This is a genomic window from Actinoplanes awajinensis subsp. mycoplanecinus, assembly GCF_001509495.1.
GTDB classification, from domain to species: domain Bacteria; phylum Actinomycetota; class Actinomycetes; order Mycobacteriales; family Micromonosporaceae; genus Actinoplanes; species Actinoplanes palleronii.
This window is the reverse complement of the sequence record NZ_LLZH01000071.1, coordinates 107,091-133,143: the sequence shown is the minus strand read 5'-3', so window position 1 is coordinate 133,143 and position 26,053 is coordinate 107,091. Positions and strand designations below refer to the sequence as shown.

The window sequence follows — 26,053 nt, the reverse complement described above, 5'->3', positions numbered from 1 at the left end:
ACTTCACACACATGGCGGGGGCTGGGGCTGCGTGGGGACTTTCGGGGTGGCGCGCTGGAGGTTCACGCGGGTGGGGGTGGGCCCAGGGAGCAGGCGGTGACGCCGTGCTCGACCAGAACGCGGTGGCTGCGGGCTGCCGCGCGGTGGCCGCCCACCCCGATCGGGTAACCGCCGACCCGGCCCGCGTACAGCGTCAGCAGCAGCGCCCGGGGCACCTCGACGCCCGGGAGCGCGGTCCACACCGCGGTCACCGCCGAGTCCAGGGAGTGGGCGCGGTCCGCGCCCAGGTAAACCGCCGCCGTGGGCGGGGAGTGCCGATCCAAGGGGTACGGGGCGGGCGGCGGCGGGTCGAGGGACTGCAGCGCCGGCCAGACCGCCTCGACCAGCCGGGGCACGTCGACGTCGCGGCGGAAGTCGCGGCCGGGCGGGCGGGCCGGGTTGGCCGCCGGCTCGTCCGAGGTGAACCGGGCGGCGCACTCCCCGCACCGGCCCAGCAGATGGTTCGCCTGGCGGGCCAGCTCGCCACGGCGTTCCGCGGTGTGCACGAGGTTGGCGAACGGGCCGTTCGCGTACCGGGAGCGGACCGCGCGTTTGACCCGGCGGGTGGCCTCGAACGCGTCCGGGCCGCGCAGGTGCAGGATCTCGGACGGGCCGGCGCACAGGTACCGGTCGAGCAGCGCGCGCATCAGCACGTGGTCGTCGTCGGTGTATTCCGACCAGAGGAAGCGCACGTCGGCCGGGGTCAGCGTGAGCACGTGCCGGCACACGATCGACAGGCCCCCGGCGGTGATCGCGGCTTCGACGGCCGGGACGCGACCGGTCGCCAGGCAGTCCGGTTTGAGCAGGATGACGGAGTTCTCCACGACCGGTCGCCTCAGATCCGGCGTTCGCCGACGGTCGGGCGCTCGCCGACGGTCCGGCTGGCGCCAAGGGTCCGGCTGGCGCCGAGGGTCCGGCGTTCCTCGACGGTCTGGCGGGCGTCGGCGGTCCGGCGCTCGACGAGTTCGAGCAGCTCGTCCACGTTGGTGCGAAACTCGGCGTCCCAGTCGACCGGCCGGTCCAGCTCGGCGGCGAGCGCCTGGTGCCCGGGCAGCTCGCCGTCCGCCAGCTGGGCGCGCCGCCCGGCCGGGTCGAGCGTCCCGGCGCCGAACCGGCCGCTCACCTCGGACAGCACGTGCCCGATCACGACCGTGCCGAGCAGGCGCTCCAGCCGCGGGATCTCGGCGGCCGGCACTCCCGCGGCGAGCAGCGCCTGGTAGAGCAGGTCGTTGACGCGCAGCACCGCGGGACTGACCGCGGGACGGGTCAGGATCAGCGGCATCACCGACGGGTGGCGCTGGGAGACGGCTCTCACCTCGTACGAAAGATGAACCAGGACCGACCGCCAGCCGCAACCTGGCGGCGGGGGTGTGATCTCCTCGAGGAGGCGGCCGAGCACGGCGTCGAGCAGCTCCTCCTTGCTGCGGAAATAGCCGTAGAGCGCCATCGGGGTGAGCCCGATCCGCTGCGCGACCGAGCGCATCGAGACGGCCTCCAGCCCGCGCTCGGCGACGACCTGCAGGGCCGCGTCGAGAATTTCCGGCCGCCGGGACTCCTTGAGCTTCCGCACCCGGTCAGTCTACGGTGTATACCGTCAGTCTACGGCGTATACCGGAGGCCGGAAATGTTGCACGCGCACGGCGTGACCAAGCGGTACGGCGCGATCCGCGCCCTGGACGGCTTCACCCTCGACGTCGCGGCCGGCGAGATCACCGGCCTGGTCGGGCACAACGGCGCCGGCAAGTCCACGTTCGCCGAGATCCTGACGGGTGTGGTCGCGCCGGACGCGGGCACGGTCCGGATCGGCGGCCGGCCGCCCGGCGCGGCCCGTGGTGACGTCGGCGTCGCGCCGCAGCAGATCGCGCTCTATCCGGCTGCGACCGCCCGCGAGCACCTGCGGCTGTTCGGCGGCCTGGCCGGGCTGCGCCGCCGCGCCCTCGCCGCGGCGAGCGCCGAGGTGATCAACGATCTGCGGCTCGGCGACTTCCTCGATCGGCGCACCGGGCTGCTCTCCGGCGGCCAGCAGCGCCGGGTGCAGGCCGCGATCGCGCTGCTGCACCGCCCCGGGCTGCTGGTGATGGACGAGCCGACGGCCGGCGCGGACCCGGAGACCCGGCAGTCGCTGCTGGCCGTGCTGCGCCGGCGCGCCGCGGACGGCTGCGCGGTCCTCTACACCACCCACTACCTGCCGGAACTCGGCGAGCTGGGCGCGACGATCGCGGTCGCCCGGCAGGGCCGGGTGATCGCCCGGGGCACGGGTCCCGAGCTGCCCGGGAGCCTGACGTGATCGGCTCGATGCGCCGGATCGCGGCGCTGGCCCGGCACAACACGCTGCTGCGGGTGCGCGACCCCGGCCCGTTCCTCAGCTACCTGCTGATGCCGATGCTGCTGATGGCCGTGCTCAAACCGCTCTACCTGCGTGCCATCCCCGGCGGCACCAGCCAGGTGGCGACCGGAATGCTGGTGATGTTCTCGGTGCTGGCGCTGCACATCGTCGGCGCCGCCACCCTGAGCGAGCGCGGCTGGCACACGTGGGAGCGGCTGCGCGCCACCCGGGCGACGGTCACCGAGCTGCTGCTCGGCAAGAGCATTCCGGTGTACGCGGTCCTGCTCCTGCAGCAGGTCACCCTGACCGGCTACGGCATCGCCGTGATCGGGGTGCGCCCGGCCGGGGCCTGGTGGCTGCTCGCGGTGGCGATCGGCGTGTGGGGTGCGACGCTGCTGGCGATCGGCGCGGCGCTGGCCGCGGTGGTACGCAGTCACGGCGAGCTGCACGCGATCTGCGACATCGGCGCGCTGGCGGTGACCACGCTGGGTGGCGCGCTGGTCCCGGTGGCGCTGCTCCCGCCCTGGTTGCAGCAGGTGGCGCCGCTCTCCCCCGGCTACTGGGCGCTGACGATGCTGCAGGCCGCGATCCGCGGTGACGTGCACCGCACGCTGACCGCGGCCGGCCTGCTGCTCATCGTCGCGGCGGTCGCCGGTGTCGTCGCCTGCGCCCGGCTGTCCCGCGGCTGGGGCCGGGCGACGCTGCTATGAGGTCAGCGGCCACACCTCGATGACGCCCTGGGCCACCGCGCACGGGCTCTGGGCGGCCAGCGCCACGGCTTCCTCGAGGCTCTCCGCCTCGATGATCCCGAACCCGGCGACCGGCAGCGCCGACGACAGGAACGGGCCGCGCTGCACGACCACACCCGCGTCGTCGTGGTTGCGCACCTGGACCGGCTCGCCGGCGATCCCCATCACCGCCCCGGAAGCCAGCAGCCGGGCGTCGTGCGCGTGCGCCGCGTCCCGGATCGACGGTGCGGTCTTCTGGTAGCCCTCGGCGTCGCCATACCCGATGGTCACGAAAGTCGGCATACCTGACGGGTACCCCGGATCGGGCCGAACCTACTCCCGATCGGCGGTGTTGCGCACCGACGGGCGCGGCTCGTGGCGGGTCAGCTTGCTGCGCGGGCCGGGGCGCGACCGCTCGGTGCGGGCGTCCGCGTGCGGGAACACGAACCGTTTGAACGCCCACAGCCGGAACACCATCGCGATCAGGGTGCCCAGCAGGATGCCGCTGACGAAGTCGGCGATCTCCTGCACCGGCCGGCTGACGTCCGGCACGCGCAGGTCCAGGACGTAGCGGGAGACGGCCAGGGGGATCAGGTTCAGGCCGATGCCGATCGCGCTGACCGCGAAGAACAGCGCCGCCTCGTGGTGCTGCTCGCGGCCGCCACGGGTGCGGAACGACCACTCGCGGTTCAGCACATAGGACAGGATGGTGGCGACCACCGTCGCGAAGGCCAGCGCGGTGACCGGTTTCTCGTGCAGCACGGTCAGCTTGAGCAGGTAGTTGATGGCCGTGGTTACCAGGAAGCACACCCCACCGACCAGGAAGAATTTCGCTGATTCATGGTGTTTGCGCCACAGCTGGTTCAGCCACATTCGCGCGAGCGTAGAGCAGACCGCCCGAAATTGGCTAGCCGTGGTTCGGGAACGCCTGGAAAGCTCCGGCGGATGCGCACCGATCTGATCCGCGGTTCCCTGGCCGGAGCGGCGTACACCGTGCTCACTCCGGACGGCTGGACCCGGTCCGAGCGGTTGCCGCTGATCCTGGTGCTGCACGGGGCGAACTCCTCGGCCGACGTGCTGGCCATGATGCAGCCGATCGTCGAGGCCGCGGACCTGCCCCGCACCCTGGTCGCCTGCGTCTCCACGCCGACCGCCGGCGGCTTCTACCTGGGCCGCTGGGAGCGTCTGGTCGCCGACGAGTTCCCGGCCCATCTGGCCGCCGAGTTCGGCGCCGCGTCGTTCGCGCTGCTGGGCAGCTCGATGGGTGGCTTCGGCGCGCTGCGGATCGCGTTCGCCGATCCGGGCCGGTTCACCGCGGTGGCCGCGGTCTCCCCCGCGCTGCTGCCCGAGGGTGAGCGGGGCGCGCGCCACACTCTCGGGGTGCTCGCCCAGCTCGGGGCCGAGACCGTGACCTCCGAGAGCGTCCCGCACCGGCTGCGCGCCAACGCCGACGCGATCCGCGCCAGCGGCCTGCCGATCATGCTGCGCTGCGGCGACCACGACGTCTTCCACCTGCACGACGGCACCGAGCAGCTGCACCGCGCACTGTGGGATCTCGACATCGCGCACGACTACCACCTGGTCCGCGACGGCGACCACGGTGGTCCGGAAGCGACGGCGTCGCTGCGCGCCGCGTTCGCGTTCGTGGGCGCGGCGCAGCGGTCCCGCGCCGGGTCCTTTCCCGGTACGGACGATCGCGCGCTCGCGGACGCCTGGCTGGCCTGGTCGGCGAACGGCCGGCAGGGCGATCCGCCGCGGCTGGACTTCTTCGGCCCGTCCGCATCGACCGCGCTGCGCGTGCTGATGGCCGACGAGCTGGCTGCGGCCACCCGCGCGGACCCGGACACCACCCGCCGCTACGGCCGCCTGCCCTGACCCGCGCTCCGCACCGAAAGTCCCCGCACACGGGGGCGCGGCAGGGTCTCGAGTGGGGCGGATGTCGCGCGGGACCGGCACGGGACGTGGCTGCGGACGGGCGTGGCAGTTCGTACCCCATAGGGGTTATTTGCCGCCGGTGAACTCTGCCGGGAAGCGGACCGTGAACGTGGTGCCGAGGCCCGGTTCGCTGGTGGCGGAGATCCGGCCGCCGTGGTCGTCGACGATCCGGCGGGTGATGGTCAGGCCCAGGCCGGAGCCGCCGGTGGCCCGCTGCCGGGCCGGGTCGGCGCGCCAGAACCGGTCGAACACCCGGGACACCTCGTCCGCGGTCATCCCCACCCCGGTGTCGCGGACGGTCAGGATCGCGTTGAGCTCGTCGCGGCGGACGCCGACCTGCACCCGCCCGCCGGCGTCGGTGTAGCGGATCGCGTTGCTGAGCAGGTTGCCGAGCACCTGCCGCAGCCGGTCCGGGTCGGCGCGCACCGGGACCGCACCGGGCGCGTCGATGCGCAGGTCCAGCCCGGCCGCCACGGCGACCGCCCGGTGCGCGGTGACCGCCGACTCGGCCACCTCGGACAGGTCCAGCGGCTCGGTGGTGTAGGCCAGGTCGCCGTTCTCGGCCAGCGCGAGCACCTGCAGGTCGTCGAGGATCCGGCGCTGCAGCAGGGTCTCCTCGTGCAGCGAGGCGAACAGCTCCGGCGTCGGTTCGATCACCCCGTCGGCCAGGCCCTCGAGGTAGCCGCGCAGGTTGGACAGCGGGGTGCGCAGCTCGTGGGCGACGTCGGCGACCAGCCGCCGCTGGCGTTCCTCACTGCTCTGCACCGCCTCGGCCATCGCGTTGAACGACGCGGACAGGAACGCCAGCTCGTCCCGGCCGCGGGTGGGCACCCGCACGTCCAGCTGCCCGGCGGCCAGCTGCAGCGACGCGCCGGTCAGCGCGCGGACCGGGCGGCTGATCCGGCGGGCGATCCACGCGGTGCCGAGCACGGCCGCGACCAGCAGCCCGGCCGCGCCGAACGCGGCGGGCCGGCGCAGCCCGTCGAGGTCCTGCCGCTGCCCGGCGCCGAAGAAGATCCGCACCGGGACCGCCGCCGTGCTCGACGTCGCCGACTGGAACGACGACGGCAGGCATTCGGCGTACGTCGTCATCGAGTAGAACCGGCACCGGGACAGCTCCTGCCACCACTGGTCCAACCACTCCTTGTCGGCGCGCACCTTCGTCTCACCGGCCCGCACACAGTCCGGTGCCGCCGCCAGTTGCGCGGCGCTCAGGTAGGGCGAGGTCGTCGACGCGAGCGCGGGCGCGTCGATCTGCCGCTTGTCGGCGGCACAGCGCACCGCGACCAGGCCCGCCCGGTACTGGGCGAGCTGGAACAGCGTCTGCGCCTCCGGCCCGGCCATCCCGGACCTCCCCGGTGTCGTGGCGAACAGGCTCGCCGGCAGTGCCGGCCGCGGCGGCACCACGATGCTGATCTCCGGCACGCCCTTGGCGTTCTTGCGCACGGTCTCCAGCGACGGTGGATCGGCCGGCCGCTTGCCGGCGCCGGAGGCCAGCGCCGAGGCCTGCGTCAAGATGGCCGGGTCGATCGCCGGGTACGGATCGATCCCGGTCGGGCTGGTCTGCATCGGACCGATGGCGTGCCCGCGCATCAGATCCGAATCGGTCAGCGTGTCGGCGTCGGTCTCCACCCGGATGTGCAGGTCGGTGCGCTCGGACAGGTCGGCGACGACCTCGTCGATGCCGTTCCACCGGCCGCGGGTCACCCCGAACCGGGAGACCGCCTCGACGATCTCGGCCTGGTGCCGCACCCGGGCGGTGTTGAGCCGGTACACCTCGCTGGAGGTGAGGCTGAGCGTCAGCCAGGCGGTCGCGCCGATCGCGGTGCCGGCCACCACCATCACCAGCAGGAAGATCCGCAGCCGGAAGCTCACCGGTCGCCCATCCGGTAGCCGCGGCCGTACACGGTCTGCACGTAGCGCGGCTCGGCCGGATTCGCCTCGATCTTGCGGCGCAGGTTGACCACGTGCGCGTCGACGGTCCGCTCGGAGACGTCGTTCTCGAACCCGAACGTCTTGTCGATGATCTGGCCGCGGGTGAAGACCCGGCCGGGTTCGCGGGCCAGCAGCTCCAGGATCGCGAACTCCTTGGCGGTCAGCCGCACCGCGGTGCCGGCGACGCGCACCTCGAAGCGCGGCGCGTCCACCTCCAGGGCGCCGACCCGCAGCACCTCGCGGTTCTCGCCGCCGCGGACCCGGCGCAGCAGCGCCCGGATCCGGGCGGTCAGCTCACGCGGGCTGACCGGTTTGCTCAGGTAGTCGTCGGCGCCGATGTCCAGGCCCAGCAGCATGTCGCTCTCCGCGGACCGTGCGGTGACGAGCAGGATCGCCACCCCGGACAGGCCCGGGTCGGGGTCGGCGCGCAGGATCCGGCACACGTCGAGGCCGTCCACCTCGGGCATCATCACGTCCAGCACCAGCAGGTCGGGCCGGCGCGCCCGGGTCTGCTCCAGCGCCGCCCGGCCGTCACCGACGGTGAGCACCTGATGGCCGTCGCGCTCCAGGTAGAGGCGGATCAGCTGGGCGTGCTTCGGATCGTCGTCGGCAACGAGAATGCGGGCAGTCACGATTCGCATTCTGGCGCAGCCGGTCCACCGCATCAAACAATGTGCGATTCCGATGAAGCCGCTGGTCCTGCGCCCGGACGCAATCGTCCGTCAGGTGGGTATAGCGGGCGGCTCCGGCATGGAAAAGTGGCCGGGTGAAGATCGAACTGGGTGTAGAGCGTCGGGAGCACTGACGACATGCAGGCCGCACGTGTGGTGGGTGTGGAGTCGTCCGGACGGCGCGGCTCCGGATATCTGATCGCCGGACGGCTGGTGCTGACCTCGGCCCGGGCCACGCCGGCGGCCGGCCGCGAGGTGACCATCTATCCGGCGGTCTCCGGCCGGCCGTTCACCGGGGTGGTCACCTGGCGCGGGACGCCGGGGGCGCCGGACGACGCCGCGCTGGTCCGCGTCGACGATCCGGCCTGGACCGCGGTGGACCTGCCGGATCCGGCGTTCGGGCGGGTGGCCACCGACCGGCCGGCCCTGCCCGGCGTGGCCGGCGGGTTCCCGGGCTGGAACCCCGAGCCCTACGTGGAGACGTGGCAGGTCACCGGGACGATCGACGCGGGCGTGGCCGGCGAGAGGTTCGTGCCGGCGCTGGCCGTCCCGCCGGGCGCCGCGCTGCCGGGCGCCGCGGTGTTCTGCCGCGACCTGCTGGTCGGCGTGGTCGCCGGCATCGGGGACGGCTACCTCGAGCTGGTCCCGGCCGGCGTGCTGTGCCGGGCGCCGGGCTTCCTGGACGCGGCGGGCCGGGCCGTGCCGGGGCTGCGCCCGGTCGAGCTGGCCGACGCCCAGCTGACCGAACCGGATCAGCTGCGCTCGCCGACCGCGCTGCTGCGCGCCGGCGCCCAGGTGGCCGGCTTCCGCGGCCGGCACCGGCTGATGGACGAGCTGGACGACTGGTGCGGCGGCGCCGGGTTCGCCGCGCGGCTGCTGCACGGCCCGGCCGGGCAGGGCAAGTCGCGGATCGGCTACGAGCTGACCGCGGAACGGACCGCGGACGGCTGGGCGACGCTCTGGCTCGACGAGACCGCCCCGGCCGTGACGGTCGCCGCGGTCGCCGACGTCACGGTGCCGCTGCTGATCGTGGTGGACGGCGCGGAGAACCGCCCGGAACAGGTCCGCACCCTGCTGGAGGCGTGCGCCCGGCACGACGGCCGGCAGCCGCTGCGGGTGCTGCTGCTGGCCCGGACGGCCGGCGACTGGTGGCAGCTGCTGCAGACCGACCGGCTCGGTGAGCAGCTGCTCGACGGCGCGTCGGTGCTGGCGCTGCCGGAGCTGGACGACGACGCCCCCGGCCGGATCGAGGCGTACCGGCAGGCGGTGCACGACCTGGCCGCCGCGCTGCCCCGGGTGCCCGGCTACGCCACCCACGACTGGCGCTCCGCCGCGGCCCGGCTCACCGGCGAGCCCCGCGACGTGGGCGGGCAGGCCCTGGCCGTGCAGACCGCGGCGCTCGCCGACCTGCTCGACGCGCTCTGGCCCGGCCCGGCGGCGACCGGCAAGACCGCGGCCGACCGGGTGCTGGCCCACGAGCGGCGCTACTGGTCGTTCACCGCGGCCTGGCACGGCCTGACCCTCGACGAGCCGGTGCTGCAGGACGTGCTGGCCGTGGCGCTGCTGTTCGGACCGGTCGACACCGACCAGGCCGACCGGCTGCTGAGCGGGATCGCCGCGCTGTCCGGGCACTCCCGCGACGCGGTCCGCGGCTGGCTGTCCGACCTGTACCCGGGCGGCACCGGCCGGCCGTGGGGCGGGCTGCGGCCGGACCCGTTCGCCGAGCGCTTCGCCGGGCAGCGCCTGGCCGCGTTCCCCGGCCTGGTCACACCGCTGGTCCCGGTGGTCTCGGCGGGCGAGCGCCGGCGGATGCTGACCGGGTTCGCCCGCGCCGCGCAGCAACCGGACCTCACCGACCGGCTGAGCGTCCCGCTGACCGCGCTCTGCGTCCGGCACGCCGACCTGCTCACCCAGCCGGCCGTCGAGGTGGCGACGAGTGTGGCCGCGCCCGGGCCGCTGGTCACCGCGCTGCGCAAGATCAGCGCCGACCCGGACGTCACGGTGGAACGCCTGGCCCGGATCGGCAACGCGCTGCCGCGCCGCGGTGACGAGCTGGCCCGGTGGGCCGTCGAGATCACCCAGCGGATCGCCGATCAGCACCGCACCGCCGGGCGCGCGCCGGAGCTGGCCACCGCGCTGACCAACCTGTCGGTGCGCCTCGGTGACCTGGGCAGCAACGAGCCGGCCCTGGCCGCGATCGAGGAAGCCGTGATGGTGCACGGGCGGCTGGCCGGGGAGCAGCCCGAGACGTACGAAAGTGATCTTGCTCGGTCGTTGAGCAACCTGTCGGTCCGGCTCGGTGTGCTCGACCAGCTGGAGCCGAGCCTGGCCGCGAACGAGGAGGCGATCGCGCTCTACCGGCAGCTGGCCGGCGAGCAGCCGGACACGTTCCAGCCGGCGCTGGCCAAGGCGCTGCGCCAGCTCGCGCTGAGCCTGGGCGCCCTCGAGCGGTATCCGCAGGCCCTCGCCGCGATCGAGGAGGCGGTCCTGCTCTACCGGCGGCTGGCCGCGCAGCGCCCGGACGAGTTCCGGGCCGACCTGGCCGCGTCGCTGAGCATCCTCGGCATCAACCTGGGCAGCCTCGACCTGGACGACGAGAGCCGGTCGGCGGCCGCCGAGTCGGTGACGATCCGCCGGCAGCTCGCGGCGTTGCGCCCGGACGCGTTCCAGCCCGGCCTGGCCACCGCGCTGACCGATCTGGCCGTGCGGCACGTGGTGCTCGGCGAACGCGAGCCGGCCCTGGCCGCGATCGAGGAGTCCCTGACGCTGCGGCACCGGCTGGTGGCGCAGGACCCGGAGACCTACGGCCCGGACCTGGAGTGGTCACTGCACGTGCACGGCGTCATCCAAGGATCATGAGAGTGGACGGCAGACCCCGGTCGGGTAGAGGACGGCGAGACATGGCGCCGCCGCTGCGCGGAGGTTCATGACATCGCCTTCATCTGCTCGAACCGGACAACTGTGTGCTTGCCCTGTGCTTTCGCCTCGTACATCGCCAGGTCGGCATCGCGTATCAACGTGTCGATGTCGGCATGACCGCGCCACAGGACGATGCCGATGCTGGCTCTGGGCCTCAACTCGACTCCTGGCAACACGAGTGGCTCAGCGATGCTCGTGAGCAACCGGTCCGCCACCTCGTACGCGTTGGCGGGACGGTCGAACCCGTCCAGCAGCACCGCGAACTCGTCGCCGCCGAGCCGGGCCGCGGTGTCGTCCGGACCCTGCAGGCCACTGCGCAGCCGGTCGGCGACGGCGATCAGCAGCTGGTCACCGACCCCGTGGCCGTGCACGTCGTTGACCTGTTTGAAGCCGTCCAGGTCGAGCAGGAGCAGGGCCAGATGGGTGCCGGGTCCGGCCCGGGTGAACGCGTCGGTCAGCAGTTCCCGGAGCAGGGCACGGTTGGCGAGCCCGGTGAGGTTGTCGTGGTACGCCTGATGTTTCAGTCCGGCGAACGCATCGCGCAACGTCACCAGGGTTCTGTTCAACTCCAGGCCCAGCTGCCCGACCTCGTCGTTGCCCCGCACGGTGAGCCGCTGGCTGAAGTCGCCCCGGCCCACCGCGGTGAGCACCTCGACGGCCTCGCGCAGGGGCCGGGACAGTGTCCGCGCGGCGAGAACCGACAACGTGATCGCGACGACGGCGCCGGCGACCAGCGACCAGCGACCAGCGACCAGCGACCAGCGACAACAGCATCAGTCGCTCGGTGTCACGACTGCTGGACAGCGAGTCGCGAGCGCCCGTGGCGACCGACTCGACGAGCTGACCGAGGACCGCGTCGGCGCGGGTCTTCACCGATCGGGCCACCGCCTCGGACTCCACGAGAAGCATCGCCGTCGCCTTCTGCCGATCGCCGCTCCGGCTGGCGGCGAGCGCGCCGTCGCTTGACGTTCAAGACGGACTACGACGCGGTGGTGTCACCGGGCACCAGCGGCGTGTTCAACTTCCTGTCCGACGCGTTCACGCTGGCGAAAGGCGCCCCGCATCGAGCCGCGGGCGAGAAGTGGCTTGCCGCGTGCGCCGCGCCCGACGGCCAGGATCTGCTGAGCGCGCAGAAGCGGTCCCTACCGGCCCGCCTCGACAGCGACAAGTCGAAATACACCGACTACCTGGCCACCGCGTTGTCGGCCTGGCAGGACCCGGCCACGGTCACGGTCGGTTCGGCAACCCACGGAGTGGCGGTGGACACGACGCGGAGCGCCGAGATCGACACAGCGCTGGCGGCATTCGTTCAGGACGGCGGCGTCGACCGGTTCCTGACGTCGGTCGCCGCGACGTACGCCGGATACCAGCCCGCCGACCCCGGCAAGTGACGCCGGGTGGGCCGCGCCGGCGGTGCGGAATCCCGCCGGTGGTGACGATCGGCGTGGGCCGGGCCGGGCTCGAACCCGGGAGATCATGAGGAACTGGTGAAGGACTTCCGGTGGATCCGGTGCGGGAACGGAAGCCCGCAGGATCCGCACAGGTTCTTCACACCCCGACCCTAGGTTCGCCTCCTCGAACGGAAACGAGGAGGCCTCATGTGTGGTCTGAGTGCGTATTTCAGCAGCCGGTCCGATGCCGGGCCGCTCGACGCGGCGACCGCGGCGGCCTTCGCCACCGCGTTGGAGAGCATGCGGCACCGCGGGCCGGACGACACCCAGATCCGGTACGGCGACGGCTACGCCCTCGGCTTCAACCGGCTGGCCATCGTCGACCGGGAGCACTCGGTGCAGCCGCTGACCTACGCGGACCGCTGGTCGGTGGTGTTCAACGGCGAGATCTACAACTATCAGGAGCTGCGCGCCGAGCTGATCCGCGACCACGGCGCCCGGTTCGCCACCGAGGGTGACTCCGAGGTGCTCGCCGCCGCGTTCCACTACTGGGGCGAGGCGGCGCTGCCCCGGCTGCGCGGCATGTTCGCGTTCGTCGCGTACGACCACCGCACCGGCACCGTGCACGCCGCCCGGGACGCGTTCGGCATCAAGCCGCTCTACGTCCTGGAGACCGCCGACGGGCTGTGGCTGGCCAGCGAGAAGAAGGCCCTGGACCCGTTCGCGGCCCCGGCCGGCGGCGCCCTGGACACCGACTCGCTCGGGCACTACCTGACCTTCCAGTACGTACCGGACCCGCGCACCCTGCACCGGCACATCCGCCGGCTCGCGCCCGGGCACCGGCTGGTCTGGACGCCCGGCGGCGGGGTCCGCGAGACCCGCTGGTTCCGCCCGTCGCTGCGCCCGCTGCGGCTGCAGCCGGAGGTCGCGCACCAGGCGATCCGGGACGCGTTGCGCACCAGCGTCCGCAAGCACCTGAACGCGGACGTCCCGGTCGGCACGTTCCTGTCCTCCGGCGTCGACTCGTCCGCGGTCGCCGCCCTGGCCGCCGAGGCCCGGCCGGGCATCCACGCGTTCACCTGCGGGTTCGCCGCCGACGGCTACTCGGAGATCGAGATCGCCCAGGACACCGCCCGCCAGCTCGGCATCCCGATCACCCCGACCGTGGTCTCCGACGAGCAGGTGCTCGCCGAGCTGCCCCGGATCGTGCAGCTGCTCGACGACCCGGTGGCCGACCCGTCGCTGATCCCGCTGTACTTCCTGGCCCGCACCGCGTCCCGGCAGGTCACCGTGGTGCTCTCCGGCGAGGGCGCGGACGAGCTGTTCGGCGGCTACACCATCTACCGCGAGCCGCTGTCGCTGGCGACCGTGGACAAGCTGCCGCCGAGCCTCAAGCGCGGCCTCAACCACCTGGCGCACGTGCTGCCGGAGGGCGTGCGCGGCCGCTCGTTCCTGGAGCGCGGCACCACCCCGATCGAGCAGCGCTACTACGGCAACGCCCGGATCTTCGATCCGGAGGAGAAGGCCCGGATCATGCGGTTCACCGCCGAGCCGCACACCGCGATAACGTCCCATTTGTACGCCGAGACCGCCGACGTCGACGAGGTCGCCTCCATGCAGTACGTCGACCTGCACACCTGGCTGACCGGCGACATCCTGGTCAAGGCCGACCGGATGTCGATGGCGCACAGCCTGGAGCTGCGGGTGCCGTTCCTCGACCAGCAGGTGTACGCGGCCGCGGCCGGGCTGTCCACCGAGCTGAAGCTGCCGCACGGCACCAGGTCCACCAAGGTGGCGTTGCGCGAGGCGATGCGCGGCATCGTCCCCGAGTCGGTCCGCGACCGCGCGAAGCTGGGCTTCCCGACACCGACCCGGCTGTGGCTGCGCGGCCAGATCGGCGACTGGGTCGACTACCTGCTGTCCACCTCGCAGACCGGCCACCTGCTCGACCTCGAGTACGCCCGCGGCCTGCTCGCCGAGCACCGGGCCGGCGCCGCCGACCGGTCCCGCAAGGTGTGGACGGTGGCGATGTTCTGCCTCTGGCACGCCATCCACGTCGAGCGCACCATCGCCGTGCCGTCGCCGGCCCTGACCCCGCGGCCGCTGGGCGTACCCCGCTCGATCGCCTCGCCGGCCGAGCAGGTGACCGCCGCGTTCTGAGGAACATCGACCACTCCACTTGAGAAGAAATCTTTGCATAGTTATCTTCTCAAGGATGAGTGACGTGGCACCCCGCATCCTGGAGGTGGGGGCCCTCAAGGCCCTCGCCCACTCCCTGCGCCAGCAGATGCTCACCCGGCTGCAGCGCGAGGGCCCGGCGACCTCCGCCGACCTGGCCGCCGCGTTCGGCGCCGACCGCGGGGCGACCAGCTACCACCTGCGCCAACTCGAACGGTTCGGGTTCGTCGAGGAGGACGTCGAGCGCTCCGCCGGGCGCCGCCGGTACTGGCGGGCCGTCCCGCAGGACCTGCGGCTGCCGCGCGGCGCCGCCGATCCCGAGGTCGCCGAGGCGGCCCGCGCGCTCGGCCGGCAGTGGATCGACCGCGGCCGGCAGGAGCTGCACGACCACCTGACGAACCGGGTCGCCGGCGACCCGTTCACCGAGGCGGCCCTGCACTCCTACGGCGGGGCGAAGCTCACCCCGGACGAGCTGCGGCAGTTCAGCGAGGAGTACATCGCGTTCCTGAAACGCTGGCAACGCGAACCCGGCCAGGAGACCCCGGGCAGCGAGTACGTCACCGTGCTGTTCCACGCGTTCCGGTCACCTGCCGATCGGAGAACGGAGGCGGCGTCATGACCAGCCTGTGGCGCAACCGGGACTTCACCGCGCTCTGGGCCGGTCAGGTGGTGTCCCAGCTCGGCGGCTGGTGGACCGGTGGAGCCGGCACCGGATCCTGCTGCTCGCGCCGGTGCTCGCCGGCCTCACCATGCTCACCGTGCCGGTGGCGATCTGGTCCGGCCGGCTGGGCGTGACCCACCTGTGCGCCGTCGCGTTCGTACAGGGAATCTGTTTCGTCTTCGTCGGTCTCGCCGAACGTGCCAGGGGTGATGCTCGGCATCTACGGCGGCGGCGGGCTGCTCGGCGCGATCGCCGCGACCCGCCTGCACCGGCACTTCTCGCCCCGCGCGGTGATCATCGGGGTGAACTGGGTGTGGGTGGCGCTGCTGCCGCTGTTCGCGGTCGCCGGCGCGCCGTGGCAGCTCGGGCTGATCGGCGCGGCCACCGCGTTCGTCGGGCCGATGTGGAACGTCGTGATCGGCACCTACACCACCACGCTGGTGCCTAACGAGCTGCTCGGCCGGGTCAACAGCGTCTCGATGACACTGTCCTGGGGTGTGCTGCCGATCGGCTCGCTCGCCGCCGGCTACCTGCTCGACCGGGCCGGCCCGACCGGCGCGGTGTGGGCGCTGTCCGGGTTCATGCTGCTCACCGCGGTGCTGGCGACCGCGAGCCGGGCGGTCCGGCACGCGCCGCCGCTGGTCAGCGCACGTACTCCCGCAGATGCTGAGCGGTGAGCGTGTCGCCCTTGTCGGCCAGCTCCTGCGGGGTGCCGGTGAAGACCACCCGGCCGCCGTCCTGCCCGGCGCCCGGACCGAGATCGATCAGCCAGTCGGCGTGCGCCATCACGGCCAGGTGATGCTCGATCACCACCACCGTGTTGCCCGCGTCGACCAGCCGGTCGAGCAGCTCGAGGAGCTGGTCGACGTCGGCCAGGTGCAGGCCGCTGGTCGGCTCGTCGAGCAGGTAGGTGGCCGGGCTGCCGCCCATCTTCACCGCCAGTTTGAGCCGCTGCCGCTCCCCGCCGGACAGCGTGGTCAGCGGCTGGCCGAGGGTGAGGTAGCCGAGCCCGACCGCGGCGAGCCGGTCCAGGACGGTGCGCGCGGCCTTCTCGGTGAAGAACTCCTGGGCCTCGCTGACCGGCATGGCCAGGACCTCGCTGATGTCGCGGCCGCGCAGCCGGTGCTCCAGCACCGCGGCGGTGAACCGGCGGCCCTCGCACTCCTCGCACACGGTGGCCACCCCGGCCATCATGGCCAGGTCCAGGTAGACCAGCCCGATGCCCTTGCAGTGCCGGCAGGCGCCCTCGGAGTTCGCGCTGAACAGCGCGGCCTTGACCTTGTTGGCCTTGGCGAACGCGGTGCGGACCGCGTCGAGCAGCCCGGAGTACGTCGCCGGGTTGCTGCGCCGCGACCCGCGGATCGCCGACTGGTCGACGACGATCACACCGTCGCGGCGCGGCAGCGAGCCGTAGATCAGCGAGCTCTTGCCGGAACCGGCCACCCCGGTGACCACGGTCAGCACGCCGAGCGGGATGTCGACGTCGACGTCGCGCAGGTTGTGCGTGGCCGCGCCCCGGATCGGCAGCTCACCGGTCCGTTCCCGGCACACGGCTTTGACACCGACCCGATGGCCCAGGTAACGACCGGTCGGCGTGTCCGACGCGCGCAGGCCCGCCACCGAACCCTGGTACTGGATCCGGCCCCCGGCCGGACCCGCGCCGGGACCGAGATCGACCACGTGGTCGGCGATCGCGATCGTCTCCGGCTTGTGCTCCACCACCAGCACCGTGTTGCCCTTGTCGCACAACCGCCGCAGCAGGCCGTTCATCCGCTGGATGTCGTGCGGGTGCAGGCCGACGGTGGGTTCGTCGAAGACGTACGTGACGTCGGTGAGCGACGAGCCCAGGTGCCGGACCATCTTGACCCGCTGCGCCTCGCCACCGGACAGGGTGGCCGACTCCCGGTCCAGCGAGAGGTAGCCGAGTCCGATCTCGACCAGCGACTCCAGGGTGTGCCGCAGGGTCGCCACCACCGGCGCCACCGCCGGCGAGCGCACCTCGGCCAGGAACCCGGCCAGGTCGCTGACCTGCATGGCGGCGCACTCGGCGATGTTGCGCCCGGCGATCCGGGACTCCAGCACCGCCGGTTTGAGCCGGGCGCCGGCGCACTCCGGGCAGGTGGTGAACGTGGCGGCCCGGTCCACGAAGGCCCGGATGTGCGGCTGCGCCGGCTCCCGGTCCTTCGCCAGGTACATCCGCTGGACCTTGAGGACCAGCCCCTCGTACGTGGTGTTCACCCCGGCGATCCGCATCTTGGTCGCCGGCTTGTAGAGGAAGTCCTGCCACTGGCCCGCGGTGAACTCGCGCAGCGGGACGTCCGGGTCGAACAGCCCGGAGTCGGCGAAGCCGCGCACGTACCAGCCGCCGACGCTGAAGTTCGGCGCCATGATCGCGCCCTGATTGATCGACTTGTCCCGGTCCACCAGCTGGTCGACGTCGATGCTGGACACCCGGCCCAGCCCCTCGCACCGCACGCACATGCCCTCGGCGTTGAACGAGTACGCCAGCGCGCTGCCCGCCCCCGGCACACCCAGCCGGGAGAACAGGATCCGCAACATCGTGTACGCGTCGGTGGCCGTCCCCAGCGTCGAGCGCGCGTTCGCGCCCATCCGCTCCTGGTCCACCACGATCGCGGCGCTCAGATGGTGCAGTGCGTCCACGTCCGGCCGGGCCGGACTACCCATGAACGACTGCAGGAACGCCGAGTACGTCTCGTTGATCAGCCGCTGCGACTCGGCCGCGATGGTGCCGAAGACCAGCGAGGACTTGCCGGAACCGGAGACACCGGTGAAGACGGTCAGCCGACGTTTCGGGATGTCCAGCGACACGTCGTGCAGGTTGTTCTCCCGCGCCCCGCGAACCTGGATCAGATCGTGCCGGTCGGGATCAGCCAGCACGCCGGCGGGCCCTCCGGGCCGCGAGCTCGTCACCTGCCGACGGTTCCTGGATCGACTCCCCGACCGGGTGCGGCATGGCCGGCTCGGCGGGCAGATGCGACAACGAACCCTGGATCTCCTTGAACGCACCGCCGATCGCGATGCCGAACACGCCCTGGCCACCCTGCAGCAGGTCGACGACCTCCTCCGGGGAACGGCACTCGTACACCGTGGTCCCGTCCGAGATCAGCGTGATCCCGGCCAGGTCCTCGACGCCGTGCGAGCGCAGCGTGTCGATCGCCCGGCGGATGTTCTGCAGCGACACCCCGGCGTCCAGCAGCCGCTTCACGACCTTGAGCACCACCAGGTCGCGGAACGAGTAGAGCCGCGACGTGCCGGACCCGGACGCATCCCGGACGCTCGGCACCACCAGCGTGGTGCGCGCCCAGTAGTCGAGTTGGCGGTAGCTGATGCCCACCGCCTGGCAGGCCGTCACTCCCCGATAGCCGACCGAGCCGTCCTCGCCGACGAGTGGGCCTTCAACAGGCTGCTCGTGCACGCGACTACCTCCCCGCTGCCCACCAATTGTGATGTGGGCGGTGCCGGTTCACCTGGACTTCACGAGCGTATATCTCAGTCACGGGTGAAACATGGAGGTAACGGCACGACACGCCGCGTTCGGAGGAACGACACGCCGAAGGGCCGTTACCTCATCGGCGTTTCGGACTTAACCGGCAAAATCTTCAGGACGCACTTGGTCGAGGAACTCGCGGAACTTCTCGACCTCGTCCTCCTGCTCGTCCGGGATCACGATGCCGGCCTCGGTCAGCACCTGATCGGCGCACCGGATCGGCGCACCCACCCGCAACGCCAGGGCGATCGAGTCACTCGGCCGCGCGGACACCCGCACGTCGTCACCGATCAGCAGATCGGCGTAGAAGACGTTGTCCTTCAACTCGGTGATCTCGACAGCCTTCAACGGCGCCTTCAACGCCGTCAGGATGTCTCGCAGCAGGTCGTGCGTCAGCGGCCGAGCCGGCTTCACACCCTGCTGCTCATAGGCGATCGCCGTCGCCTCCACCGCACCGATCCAGATCGGCAGATACCGGTCGCCATCGACCTCTCGCAGCAACACGATCGGCTGGTTGCTGGGCAGCTCCACCCGGACCCCGACCACGCTCAGCTCGCGCACCGCCCGCCTCCGTGTTCGTTGTATTTCCGCCGCCCCGAGACGGCCGCCCCTTACTCTGCACCGTACACGCACACGGTGTGGATCCGCCCCACGCGGGACGCTCCCGCCCAGGGTAGGCCGGAACCGGCTCAGCGACCCAGTTCGCCGCGCAGGCCGGTGCGAACCAGCGCCGCGTGCAGCCGCTGCGACAACGCCTGCAGGTCACGCGCCGTCTCGGCGGCCCGGGCCCGGGCAGCCGGGTCCTGCTGACGCACCATCGGCGCCAGCAACTGGGTGAACAGGCCCACCTCACGGTCGGCCGAGTTGCGGAACGCCCGCAGGTGGCGGGCCTCCAGGCCGTACTCGGTCAGCCCGACCACGGCCTGCACGATGATCACCGCGTCGGCGTCGTACCACCCCGGCGGGCGGGCCACCACCAGGCCCATCTGCTCCAGCTCGGCCAGCAGCCCCTCGTCGACCCCGGTCCGCTCGACCAGGTCGTCCTTGGGGATCCGGGCGTCGGCCGGGTCGGCGGCCCGCTGGGTGCCGACCGCCACCAGCGTCGGGCGCTGCGGCACCACCGGCTCCTGCTGCTCCTGCTCCATCCGGTCCAGCTGCTCCCGGATCACCCGCAGCGGCAGGTACTGATCCCGCTGCGCGGTCAGCACGAACCGCAGCCGGGCCACGTCGTTCCAGGAGTACTTGCGGTACCCGGAGGCGGTGCGTTGCGGGTCGACAAGACCCTCCGCCTCCAGGAACCGCAACTTCGAGATCGTGGTGTCGGGGAACTCGGAACGCAGATGGGCCAGCACCTCCCCGATGCTCATCAGCGCAGTCTCGCGCCCGCCCTGGGGGCGCGAGGCCCCCGGGTCGCGTGCCGCCGCCCCCGACGGGTTCACGCCCGGCCGCCCTCGCCCTCCGGCCGCGGGCCGGCGATGAACACCAGACGGAACTTGCCGACCTGGACCTCGTCGCCGTTGCTCAGCGTCGCCGCCTCGACCCGCTCGCGGTTCACGTACGTGCCGTTGAGGGAACCGACGTCGCGGACGGTGAACACGCCCCCGTCACGGTGGAACTCGGCGTGGCGGCGGGAAACCGTCACGTCATCCAGGAAGATGTCACTGTCCGGGTGCCGTCCGCTGGTCGTCACGTCGTGATCGAGCAGGAAGCGGGCGCCGGCGTTCGGCCCGCGCCGAACCACCAGCAGCGCCATCCCGGGCGGCAGCGAGCCGGACATCCGGCTGGGCACCACGTCTGTCTCCGGACCCTCGAGCACCTCGTCGAGGGCGCCAAGGTTCAGCGTGGACGTGACGTCGAGCGGGGGGAACTCGTCGTCTGGGCGCGTCATCGGACCACCTCACGGATCAGTTGGTCGTCGCCTCGACCGGCAAGGTCGTGATGTAACGACCTCGCCGAGGCCATCAAGGCCCGACGCACGACTATCGGTTTCAAAGGGATAACGGTTGTTATTACGTTCCGCGAGCCTAGTCAGCGCCAATATCGCAGGGCAACCGGACACACGGGCGGGCCGGAAGATCTCAGTCGATGCCCAGCAGTCTCTCAGCTCTCGGTGAGCGCCTGGTACGCCGCAGCGTCCAGCAGCCCCTCGAGAACCGACGGATCCGCCGGTGCGATCTCGACCAGCCAACCGGCCGCGTACGGCTCGGCGTTGATCAGCTCCGGCTCGTCGCCCAGCGTGTCGTTCTTGGCCACGATGGTGCCGGCGATCGGTGCGTAGATCTCCGAGACGCTCTTGGTCGACTCGACCTCGCCCAGCGAATCACCGGCCTGCACGACCGTGCCCTCGTCGGGCAGCTGCACGTAGACGATGTCACCGAGCGCATCCTGCGCGAAGTGGGTGATCCCCACCCGCACGGGGCCACTGCCGTCGCCGGCGACCCACTCGTGCTCCGCGGTGTACCGCAGATCCTCAGGAATCAACACTTCCTCCGTAGTCAAGAAACCGGACGCGCGTACTGCAAGGCTGTCGCCTTACGCACCGCGGTCACCTCGACCATGGAGCGCGAGTCCATGGTCACGCTACCGCCGTCGCTCTTCACTGACGCCACCACCCCGCCCGGGATCTGCAGCGCCGGCCGCATGGTGTCCGGCGAACCGACCACCAGAATCCGGAACGGACCCGTCAGACGTTCACCGTCAGCGATGATTCCACCACCGGCCGCATCGACGAAGTAGGTGGACGCCACGATCCGCACCGCGGTCCCCTCGGCGCCGCCGATCTGCATCACCTCGCCGCCGGACCCGCGCAGCTCCTGCACCGTGTTCAGCACGTCGGACGCCTTCACCTTGGCCAGCACGATCTCCAGGCCCGGCCCGCGACCGGCGATCGTCCCGGCCAGCAGGCCCAGCTCCTGGCTGCGCTTGTTGGCCTCCTCGAGCGCCGCCTCGCGGCCCGCGACACCCGAGGTGAGCTGCTGACGGCTGCGCTCCAGGGCCTCGATGTCGCTGTTCAGGCGGCTGTCCCGGGCCTCCAGGTCGCTCAGGATCTGCACCAGGTCCTCCTGGCGCATGGTGGACAGGCCACTGTCGGCGTCGTTGCTGCGCAGCTGCACCACCAGGGTGAATCCGAACAGCGCCAGCAGCACCCAGATCAGCGTCCCGGCCGGCGCCGGACGCTTGAGCCCCGCCCTCTTCTCGGCGGCGTCCGGTGCGGCGGGCGCCGCCCCGCGATCAAGATCACTTTCGCGGGTAGCAGGCTCGGGCGTGTCGGACATCGGCGAATCGGGTGACGTGGGCGATATCTCCTCGGCGACCGGCTCACTCTCCCGAGTGCTCCGGGCCCGCACCTCGACCGTCGGCTCCGGCGCGAGATCGACGTCCGCCGCCGGATCCGCGGGTTTTTCCTCCGGTACGAGGTGAGCCGTCGCCTCCTCGGCCGCCCCGCCCGGCGGCACCAGATACGCCGTCTCCTCCTCCACGGCCGCCCCGCTGGGCGCAGCACCCTCCGCGGCGGGCGGCTGGCGTCCCGCCGTGGGCAGGCCGAAGCCCGGCGTCGTCTGGTCGCGCCCGTTGTCGTCGCGGTCGGTCATCGAGTCCCCACGTTGCTCAGCCCGGCGTCCGCACCCGGGTCACTACGCCCGGAAGAGGTGCCGGCGGATCGCCGCGACGTTACCGAAGATCCGGACGCCGAGCACGACCACGACGCCGGTGGACAGCTGCGGACCCACCCCGAGCTGGTCGCCCAGGTACACGATCAGGCCGGAGACCAGCACGTTCGAGATGAACGAGATGACGAACTGCTTGTCGTCGAAGATCCCGTCCAACTTGGCGCGCAACCCGCCGAACACCGCGTCCAGCGCCGCCACCACCGCGATCGGCAGGTACGGCACCAGCTCCTGCGGCACCGAGGGATGGAACACGATGCCCAGCAGGACACCCACGAGCAGGGCCAGTACGGCGATCATCAGCCGCCTTCCGACGGTGAACCGGACGGTGCCGGCGCGGACGAGGAACCCGACGGAGCGGGTGGAGCGGTACTCGGCGACGCCGACCGCAGCTTCAGCTCCGGCGCCGCGTTCAGGGTGACGTTACGGACCTTGGCGGTGTCGAACGACAGGCCGTACTGGGTCGACAACGTCTGGAAGAACTTCCCGGCATACCCGTTGCGGAAGTCGGTGGACAGATCGGCCGGACCGATCGCCACCACCTGGTACGGCGTGGTCACCGGCCGGGTATCGACCAGGATCGCCTCACCGGCCTGCCGGATCGTCGACGTCGCGGTCAGCCGGTACCCGTTGACCGCGATCGCCTCGGCCCCGGCCGACCACAGCGCGTTCGCCGCCAGCTGCAGGTCGGTGTCCTTCACCTGGCCCTCGGTGTGCCGCTCACCGGTCACCGCGTCCACCGACGTCGGCCCGTCGGCCAGCACGATCTTCGCGCCCGAGCCGCGCACCGCGGCCAGCCCGGTGGCCGCCTCCAGCGCGCGGATCCCGGCCACCGCCGCGCCACCCAGCTCGCGCTTGCGCAGCGCGGCGACCTGATCGGCGAGCAGGTCGGCCCGGGCCTGCAGGGTCTCGGCCTGCTCCCGGCGGCTCTGCACCTGGTCGATCAGCGCGTCCCGGGTCTTGGTCCGGCCCGGCGCGTCGTCGATCGTCTGCTGATAGCCGACCACCAGCAGGAAACCGACCGCGGCCAGCGTCACCATGGCCACGGCGTTCGTCACGCGCCTGCGGGTACCGGTGCGCCGGAAACCCTCGGCGCGGCGGGCGGCCGCGTCGGCGTACCCCGGGTCGAGCGGGTTCTGGAACAGGGCGGTGAGGAAGTCCGGACCGTACGTCCGCTTGCCGCTCGAGGGGCCGTCCGGGTCCGGCGTGCCGGCCACCGGCCGGGTCACGGCGCGACCGCCGGCGCCGCGCCCGGTCCGTCCCGGTCGGCGCGCACCAACTGCGCGGTCTGGAAGAGGTAGAGCGCGCCGGCGCACCAGTACAGCCCGAGCGCCCACCAGGCCATCGCCCAGCCGAACGGCCCGGCCCAGCCCGCCACGGACGGCACCGCGAACGCCAGCAGGATCATCGGGAACGCGCCGAGCAGCATGAACGTGCCGGTCTTGCCGACGTAGTGGACCGGCGGCGGGCCGTAGCCGTGCCGGCGCAGGACCAGCAGTGCCACCCCGACGACCGCCTCGCGCGACAGCAGCGCGATGGTGAACCACCACGGCACCACGTCGCGGATGGTGAAACCGACCAGGGTGGCCAGGATGTAGAGCCGGTCGGCGAACGGGTCGAGCAGCTCACCGAGCCGGGACACCGAGTTCATCCGGCGGGCCACGTAGCCGTCGACCCAGTCGGTGGTGCCGCCGACCATCAGCACGATCACGGCGGCGACGTCGTGGTGCGGGCCGAGCAGCAGATAGAGGAAGAGCGGGACCCCGAGCAGCCGGAAGAAGCTGATCACATTCGGAATCGTGAAGATCCGGTTGGAGGTCTCGATGGACGGCGCAGGCTGCTGCGACATCGCCGGGCCTTCCTCTCCCCCGCCAGTATTGACACGCGGACCCGGACGTGGTGGTCCGGCCCGCTCGCCGAGCCACTATAACCACCTGCCTACCGGTTGCCGACGTGCAGTCACGGCCGCCACACCCCCTAAGACATCCTAGGAAGCTAGGCATCTGACCATGCCCGGCGGCCGACGGCCGTCAGGCCGGCCCGAACAAGGTCCACAGTGACGGGGCCACCGGCACCGGCAGCGCCCACCCGGTCGTCTCCAGCCAGGTGGTGGTGTTCACCACCCGGCCGTCCACGATGTCCAGCGTCAGCAGCGCGAACGGCGCGAACCCGTCCCCGGCCGGCCGCATCTGCCAGAACGCCGGCTGCCCGGACGCCACCACCGGCACCAGCCGGTGCCCCACGCAGGCCGCCTCCGGCGCCGCCATCGCCAGCCCGATCTGGTCCCGGCCGCGCAGGCACCAGGCGAACGGCGGCATCGACGTGGTCGCGTCCTCGTGCAGCAGCGCCACCAGCCCGGCCACGTCGTGGCTCTCGAAGGCGGTGCAGTACCGCTTCAGTAGATCCTGCTGCCCGGCGTCGGCGGGGCGGAACACGTCGCCCGGCCGCGGCGCGACCTCGCGCAGGGTGGCCCGGGCCCGCTGCAGCGCGCTGGTCACCGACGCCGCCGACGTCGCCAGCAGCTCCGCCACGTCGGCGGCCGGCCAGCACAGCACGTCCCGCAGGATCAGCACCGACCGCTGCCGGGCCGGCAGGTGCTGCAGCGCCGCCACGAACGCCAGCCGTACGCTCTCCCGCTGCACCACCAGCGTCGCCGGATCCGGAGAGAGCACCAGCCGGTCCGGCACCGGCCGCACCTCGGCCCCGGCCGCCAGCAGCGTCCCGAACGGCTCCCCGGCCCGGCTCGCCGGGCTCAGGTCGATCGGGAGCGCCCGCCGGGCCGCGCCGCGCAGCAGGTCGACGCAGACGTTGGTGGCGATCCGGTAGACCCAGGTCCGCAGGGAGGCGCGCTCGGCGTCGAACCGGCCGGCCGCCCGCCAGACCTTCTCGAACGTCTCCTGCACGGCGTCCTCGGCCTCGTGCCCCGAGCCGAGCATCCGATAGCAGTACCCGGTCAGCTCGGTCCGCAGCTCCGCCAGCGCCTCCTCCACGCACCGACCCTAACGCGACACCGCCACCCCTCCCGGCCGCTGCGCGCCCCAGGCTCCGGCTGGCCCTCAGGGGTGCCTCAGGGGTACGGAGACACCCCTGCAAACCAGCCGGCGCCGGAACCCGCGCCGCGATCGGTTGCCCGGGCCGTGCCGCGGCGAGGGGCCCCGGCTGGCGCTGGCGGCTGCCTCGACGGCCGGGAGACAGCCGCCAGCGCCAGCCGGGGTCGGGAGGCGCGCCGCGGCCTGGCGTGGCAGCGGTGTCGCGGCGGCCTCACGGGCGGGGCTCGGCTCGTAGCCTGCGGACGCGCGCTCCGTAGTCGTACCGGAAGAACTCGGACCGATTAATCCGGCGCCGCGCGGTCGTATGTCCTTGCGGAGCGCGCCGCGGGCGTGCCCGGAGGGAGACGAGATGCAGACCCAGGTACGCACCGAGATCGCCGCGCAGCGCACCGAGGTGGCCGGGTTGCTGGCCGGGCTGACGCCGGAGCAGTGGGACGCGGGCACGCTCTGCGCCGGCTGGCGGGTCCGGGAGGTGGTGGCGCACATGACGCTGCCGTTCCGCACGTCGACGCTGCGGTTCCTGCTGGACTTCGCGCGGTCCGGCGGCAACTACGACCGGATGCTGGATCGCGCCGCGCGCCGCGACGCCGCCGCGATGAGTTCCGCGCAACTGCTCGCCGCGATCCGGGACAACGCGGAGCACCCGTGGTCGCCGCCGGGTGGCGGGCCGGCCGGGGCGCTGTCGCACGACGTGATCCACGGCCTGGACATCAGCCTCGCCCTCGACCCCGGGCGGACCGTGCCGATCACGCGGATGGCGCTGGTTCTGGGGGGAATGACGCCGCGGAGTGTCGGTTACTTCGGCACCGACCTGTCCGGGGTGCGGCTGGTCGCCACCGACCAGGACTGGACGTTCGGCGAGGGCGCGCCGCTGCACGGGCGTGGCCAGGACCTTCTCATGGTCGTTTGCGGGCGGCGGCTGCCGGCCGGGCTGCTCACCGGCGAGCCGGCGGCCCGGTTCAGCACCGGACTGTGATGGAACGAACGCGGTCCGCACCGAAAAAGCGCGAGCGGTATACCAGTAAAAGCGCACAAACCGCCCACACG

28 protein-coding genes are annotated in these 26,053 nt (G+C 72.3%); 10 read left to right on the top strand and 18 right to left on the bottom strand.

Going from position 1 to position 26,053, the window contains the following annotated elements:
- Window positions 1-62 precede the first annotated feature (62 nt).
- Together ADL15_RS11715 and ADL15_RS11710 are read right to left on the bottom strand one after the other, a co-directional pair.
- Entirely contained in the window at window positions 63-863 is an 801-nt protein-coding gene (locus ADL15_RS11715; RefSeq protein ID WP_067688294.1) for a nucleoside-diphosphate kinase, read from the bottom strand.
- An 11-nt stretch (window positions 864-874) separates the two neighbouring features.
- Entirely contained in the window at window positions 875-1,609 is a 735-nt protein-coding gene (locus ADL15_RS11710; protein ID WP_067688291.1) for a TetR/AcrR family transcriptional regulator, read from the bottom strand.
- A 54-nt stretch (window positions 1,610-1,663) separates the two neighbouring features.
- Between ADL15_RS11710 and ADL15_RS11705 the strand changes: the two genes are divergently transcribed.
- On the top strand, window positions 1,664-2,326 hold the full coding sequence (locus tag ADL15_RS11705; protein WP_067688288.1) for an ABC transporter ATP-binding protein: 663 nt from the start codon (window positions 1,664-1,666) through the stop codon (window positions 2,324-2,326).
- Window positions 2,323-3,075 (top strand): ABC transporter permease, encoded by a 753-nt coding sequence (locus ADL15_RS11700; RefSeq protein ID WP_198170731.1) that lies wholly within the window; start codon window positions 2,323-2,325, stop codon window positions 3,073-3,075. Before ADL15_RS11705 ends, ADL15_RS11700 begins: the two co-directional genes overlap by 4 nt.
- Here ADL15_RS11700 and ADL15_RS11695 read toward each other — a convergent pair.
- Window positions 3,070-3,396: a YciI family protein gene (locus ADL15_RS11695; RefSeq protein WP_067688286.1), complete on the bottom strand. Its 327-nt coding sequence runs from the start codon at window positions 3,394-3,396 to the stop codon at window positions 3,070-3,072. The two genes, ADL15_RS11700 and ADL15_RS11695, sit on opposite strands and share 6 nt — an antisense overlap.
- Window positions 3,397-3,426: 30 nt before the next feature.
- Complete coding sequence (locus ADL15_RS11690) at window positions 3,427-3,966, bottom strand: GtrA family protein (protein ID WP_067688282.1); 540 nt, start codon at window positions 3,964-3,966, stop codon at window positions 3,427-3,429.
- A 72-nt stretch (window positions 3,967-4,038) separates the two neighbouring features.
- Here ADL15_RS11690 and ADL15_RS11685 point away from each other — a divergent pair, with 72 nt between their 5' ends.
- A complete protein-coding gene (locus tag ADL15_RS11685) occupies window positions 4,039-4,968 on the top strand; it encodes an alpha/beta hydrolase (protein ID WP_067688279.1) in 930 nt (309 codons plus the stop codon).
- 126 nt (window positions 4,969-5,094) lie between these two features.
- Here the strand turns inward: ADL15_RS11685 and ADL15_RS11680 are convergent, their stop codons facing one another.
- On the bottom strand, window positions 5,095-6,903 hold the full coding sequence (locus ADL15_RS11680) for a sensor histidine kinase (protein ID WP_067688276.1): 1,809 nt from the start codon (window positions 6,901-6,903) through the stop codon (window positions 5,095-5,097).
- Window positions 6,900-7,604 (bottom strand): response regulator transcription factor, encoded by a 705-nt coding sequence (locus tag ADL15_RS11675; RefSeq protein WP_198170727.1) that lies wholly within the window; start codon window positions 7,602-7,604, stop codon window positions 6,900-6,902. The genes ADL15_RS11680 and ADL15_RS11675 overlap by 4 nt, the downstream gene beginning before the upstream one ends.
- 168 nt (window positions 7,605-7,772) lie before the next feature.
- Here ADL15_RS11675 and ADL15_RS11670 point away from each other — a divergent pair, with 168 nt between their 5' ends.
- Window positions 7,773-10,493, top strand: a complete 2,721-nt coding sequence (locus tag ADL15_RS11670) for a tetratricopeptide repeat protein (protein WP_067688273.1) — start codon at window positions 7,773-7,775, stop codon at window positions 10,491-10,493.
- Between the two features lie 65 nt (window positions 10,494-10,558).
- On the opposite strand, the gene ADL15_RS11665 is transcribed toward ADL15_RS11670, so the two are convergent.
- A complete protein-coding gene (locus tag ADL15_RS11665) occupies window positions 10,559-11,257 on the bottom strand; it encodes a sensor domain-containing diguanylate cyclase (protein WP_067688271.1) in 699 nt (232 codons plus the stop codon).
- A gap of 258 nt (window positions 11,258-11,515) precedes the next feature.
- On the opposite strand from ADL15_RS11665, the gene ADL15_RS11660 reads away from it, so the two are divergent.
- From ADL15_RS11660 to ADL15_RS55275, 5 genes are all read left to right on the top strand, one after another.
- Entirely contained in the window at window positions 11,516-11,944 is a 429-nt protein-coding gene (locus tag ADL15_RS11660) for a hypothetical protein (protein WP_067688268.1), read from the top strand.
- 207 nt (window positions 11,945-12,151) lie between these two features.
- On the top strand, window positions 12,152-14,104 hold the full coding sequence (gene asnB / locus ADL15_RS11655; protein ID WP_067688265.1) for an asparagine synthase (glutamine-hydrolyzing): 1,953 nt from the start codon (window positions 12,152-12,154) through the stop codon (window positions 14,102-14,104).
- A 55-nt stretch (window positions 14,105-14,159) separates the two neighbouring features.
- Window positions 14,160-14,741, top strand: coding sequence for a helix-turn-helix domain-containing protein (locus tag ADL15_RS11650; RefSeq protein ID WP_067688262.1), 582 nt, complete (start codon window positions 14,160-14,162; stop codon window positions 14,739-14,741).
- A complete protein-coding gene (locus ADL15_RS55280; protein WP_232344032.1) occupies window positions 14,738-14,917 on the top strand; it encodes a hypothetical protein in 180 nt (59 codons plus the stop codon). Before ADL15_RS11650 ends, ADL15_RS55280 begins: the two co-directional genes overlap by 4 nt.
- A gap of 63 nt (window positions 14,918-14,980) precedes the next feature.
- Complete coding sequence (locus ADL15_RS55275) at window positions 14,981-15,460, top strand: MFS transporter (RefSeq protein ID WP_269748333.1); 480 nt, start codon at window positions 14,981-14,983, stop codon at window positions 15,458-15,460.
- Here the strand turns inward: ADL15_RS55275 and ADL15_RS11640 are convergent.
- The 11 genes from ADL15_RS11640 to ADL15_RS11590 all read right to left on the bottom strand — a co-directional run bounded on the left by ADL15_RS11640 (window position 15,426) and on the right by ADL15_RS11590 (window position 24,946).
- A complete protein-coding gene (locus ADL15_RS11640) occupies window positions 15,426-17,681 on the bottom strand; it encodes an ATP-binding cassette domain-containing protein (RefSeq protein ID WP_067688329.1) in 2,256 nt (751 codons plus the stop codon). The two genes, ADL15_RS55275 and ADL15_RS11640, sit on opposite strands and share 35 nt — an antisense overlap.
- Window positions 17,671-18,219, bottom strand: coding sequence for a MerR family transcriptional regulator (locus ADL15_RS11635; protein ID WP_067688256.1), 549 nt, complete (start codon window positions 18,217-18,219; stop codon window positions 17,671-17,673). Before ADL15_RS11635 ends, ADL15_RS11640 begins: the two co-directional genes overlap by 11 nt.
- A gap of 168 nt (window positions 18,220-18,387) precedes the next feature.
- Window positions 18,388-18,852: a bifunctional nuclease family protein gene (locus tag ADL15_RS11630; RefSeq protein WP_067688253.1), complete on the bottom strand. Its 465-nt coding sequence runs from the start codon at window positions 18,850-18,852 to the stop codon at window positions 18,388-18,390.
- A 128-nt stretch (window positions 18,853-18,980) separates the two neighbouring features.
- Window positions 18,981-19,658 (bottom strand): transcriptional regulator FtsR, encoded by a 678-nt coding sequence (ftsR, locus tag ADL15_RS11625; protein WP_067688250.1) that lies wholly within the window; start codon window positions 19,656-19,658, stop codon window positions 18,981-18,983.
- A 68-nt stretch (window positions 19,659-19,726) separates the two neighbouring features.
- A complete protein-coding gene (odhI, locus tag ADL15_RS11620) occupies window positions 19,727-20,179 on the bottom strand; it encodes an oxoglutarate dehydrogenase inhibitor Odhl (protein WP_067688247.1) in 453 nt (150 codons plus the stop codon).
- Window positions 20,180-20,391: 212 nt separating this feature from the next.
- Window positions 20,392-20,772, bottom strand: a complete 381-nt coding sequence (gene gcvH / locus ADL15_RS11615) for a glycine cleavage system protein GcvH (RefSeq protein WP_067688326.1) — start codon at window positions 20,770-20,772, stop codon at window positions 20,392-20,394.
- A gap of 14 nt (window positions 20,773-20,786) precedes the next feature.
- Window positions 20,787-21,881, bottom strand: coding sequence for a DUF881 domain-containing protein (locus ADL15_RS55270; protein ID WP_232344031.1), 1,095 nt, complete (start codon window positions 21,879-21,881; stop codon window positions 20,787-20,789).
- A gap of 42 nt (window positions 21,882-21,923) precedes the next feature.
- The gene (locus tag ADL15_RS11605; protein ID WP_067688244.1) at window positions 21,924-22,256 is read right to left on the bottom strand and encodes a small basic family protein; all 333 of its coding nucleotides are present in this window, start codon (window positions 22,254-22,256) and stop codon (window positions 21,924-21,926) included.
- A complete protein-coding gene (locus ADL15_RS11600) occupies window positions 22,256-23,185 on the bottom strand; it encodes a DUF881 domain-containing protein (RefSeq protein ID WP_232344030.1) in 930 nt (309 codons plus the stop codon). Before ADL15_RS11600 ends, ADL15_RS11605 begins: the two co-directional genes overlap by 1 nt.
- On the bottom strand, window positions 23,182-23,805 hold the full coding sequence (locus ADL15_RS11595) for a CDP-alcohol phosphatidyltransferase family protein (RefSeq protein ID WP_067688241.1): 624 nt from the start codon (window positions 23,803-23,805) through the stop codon (window positions 23,182-23,184). Before ADL15_RS11595 ends, ADL15_RS11600 begins: the two co-directional genes overlap by 4 nt.
- A 181-nt stretch (window positions 23,806-23,986) precedes the next feature.
- Window positions 23,987-24,946, bottom strand: a complete 960-nt coding sequence (locus tag ADL15_RS11590; RefSeq protein WP_067688238.1) for an RNA polymerase subunit sigma-70 — start codon at window positions 24,944-24,946, stop codon at window positions 23,987-23,989.
- 409 nt (window positions 24,947-25,355) lie between these two features.
- On the opposite strand from ADL15_RS11590, the gene ADL15_RS11585 reads away from it, so the two are divergent.
- A complete protein-coding gene (locus tag ADL15_RS11585; protein WP_067688235.1) occupies window positions 25,356-25,982 on the top strand; it encodes a maleylpyruvate isomerase family mycothiol-dependent enzyme in 627 nt (208 codons plus the stop codon).
- The last annotated feature ends 71 nt before the right edge of the window (window positions 25,983-26,053 follow it).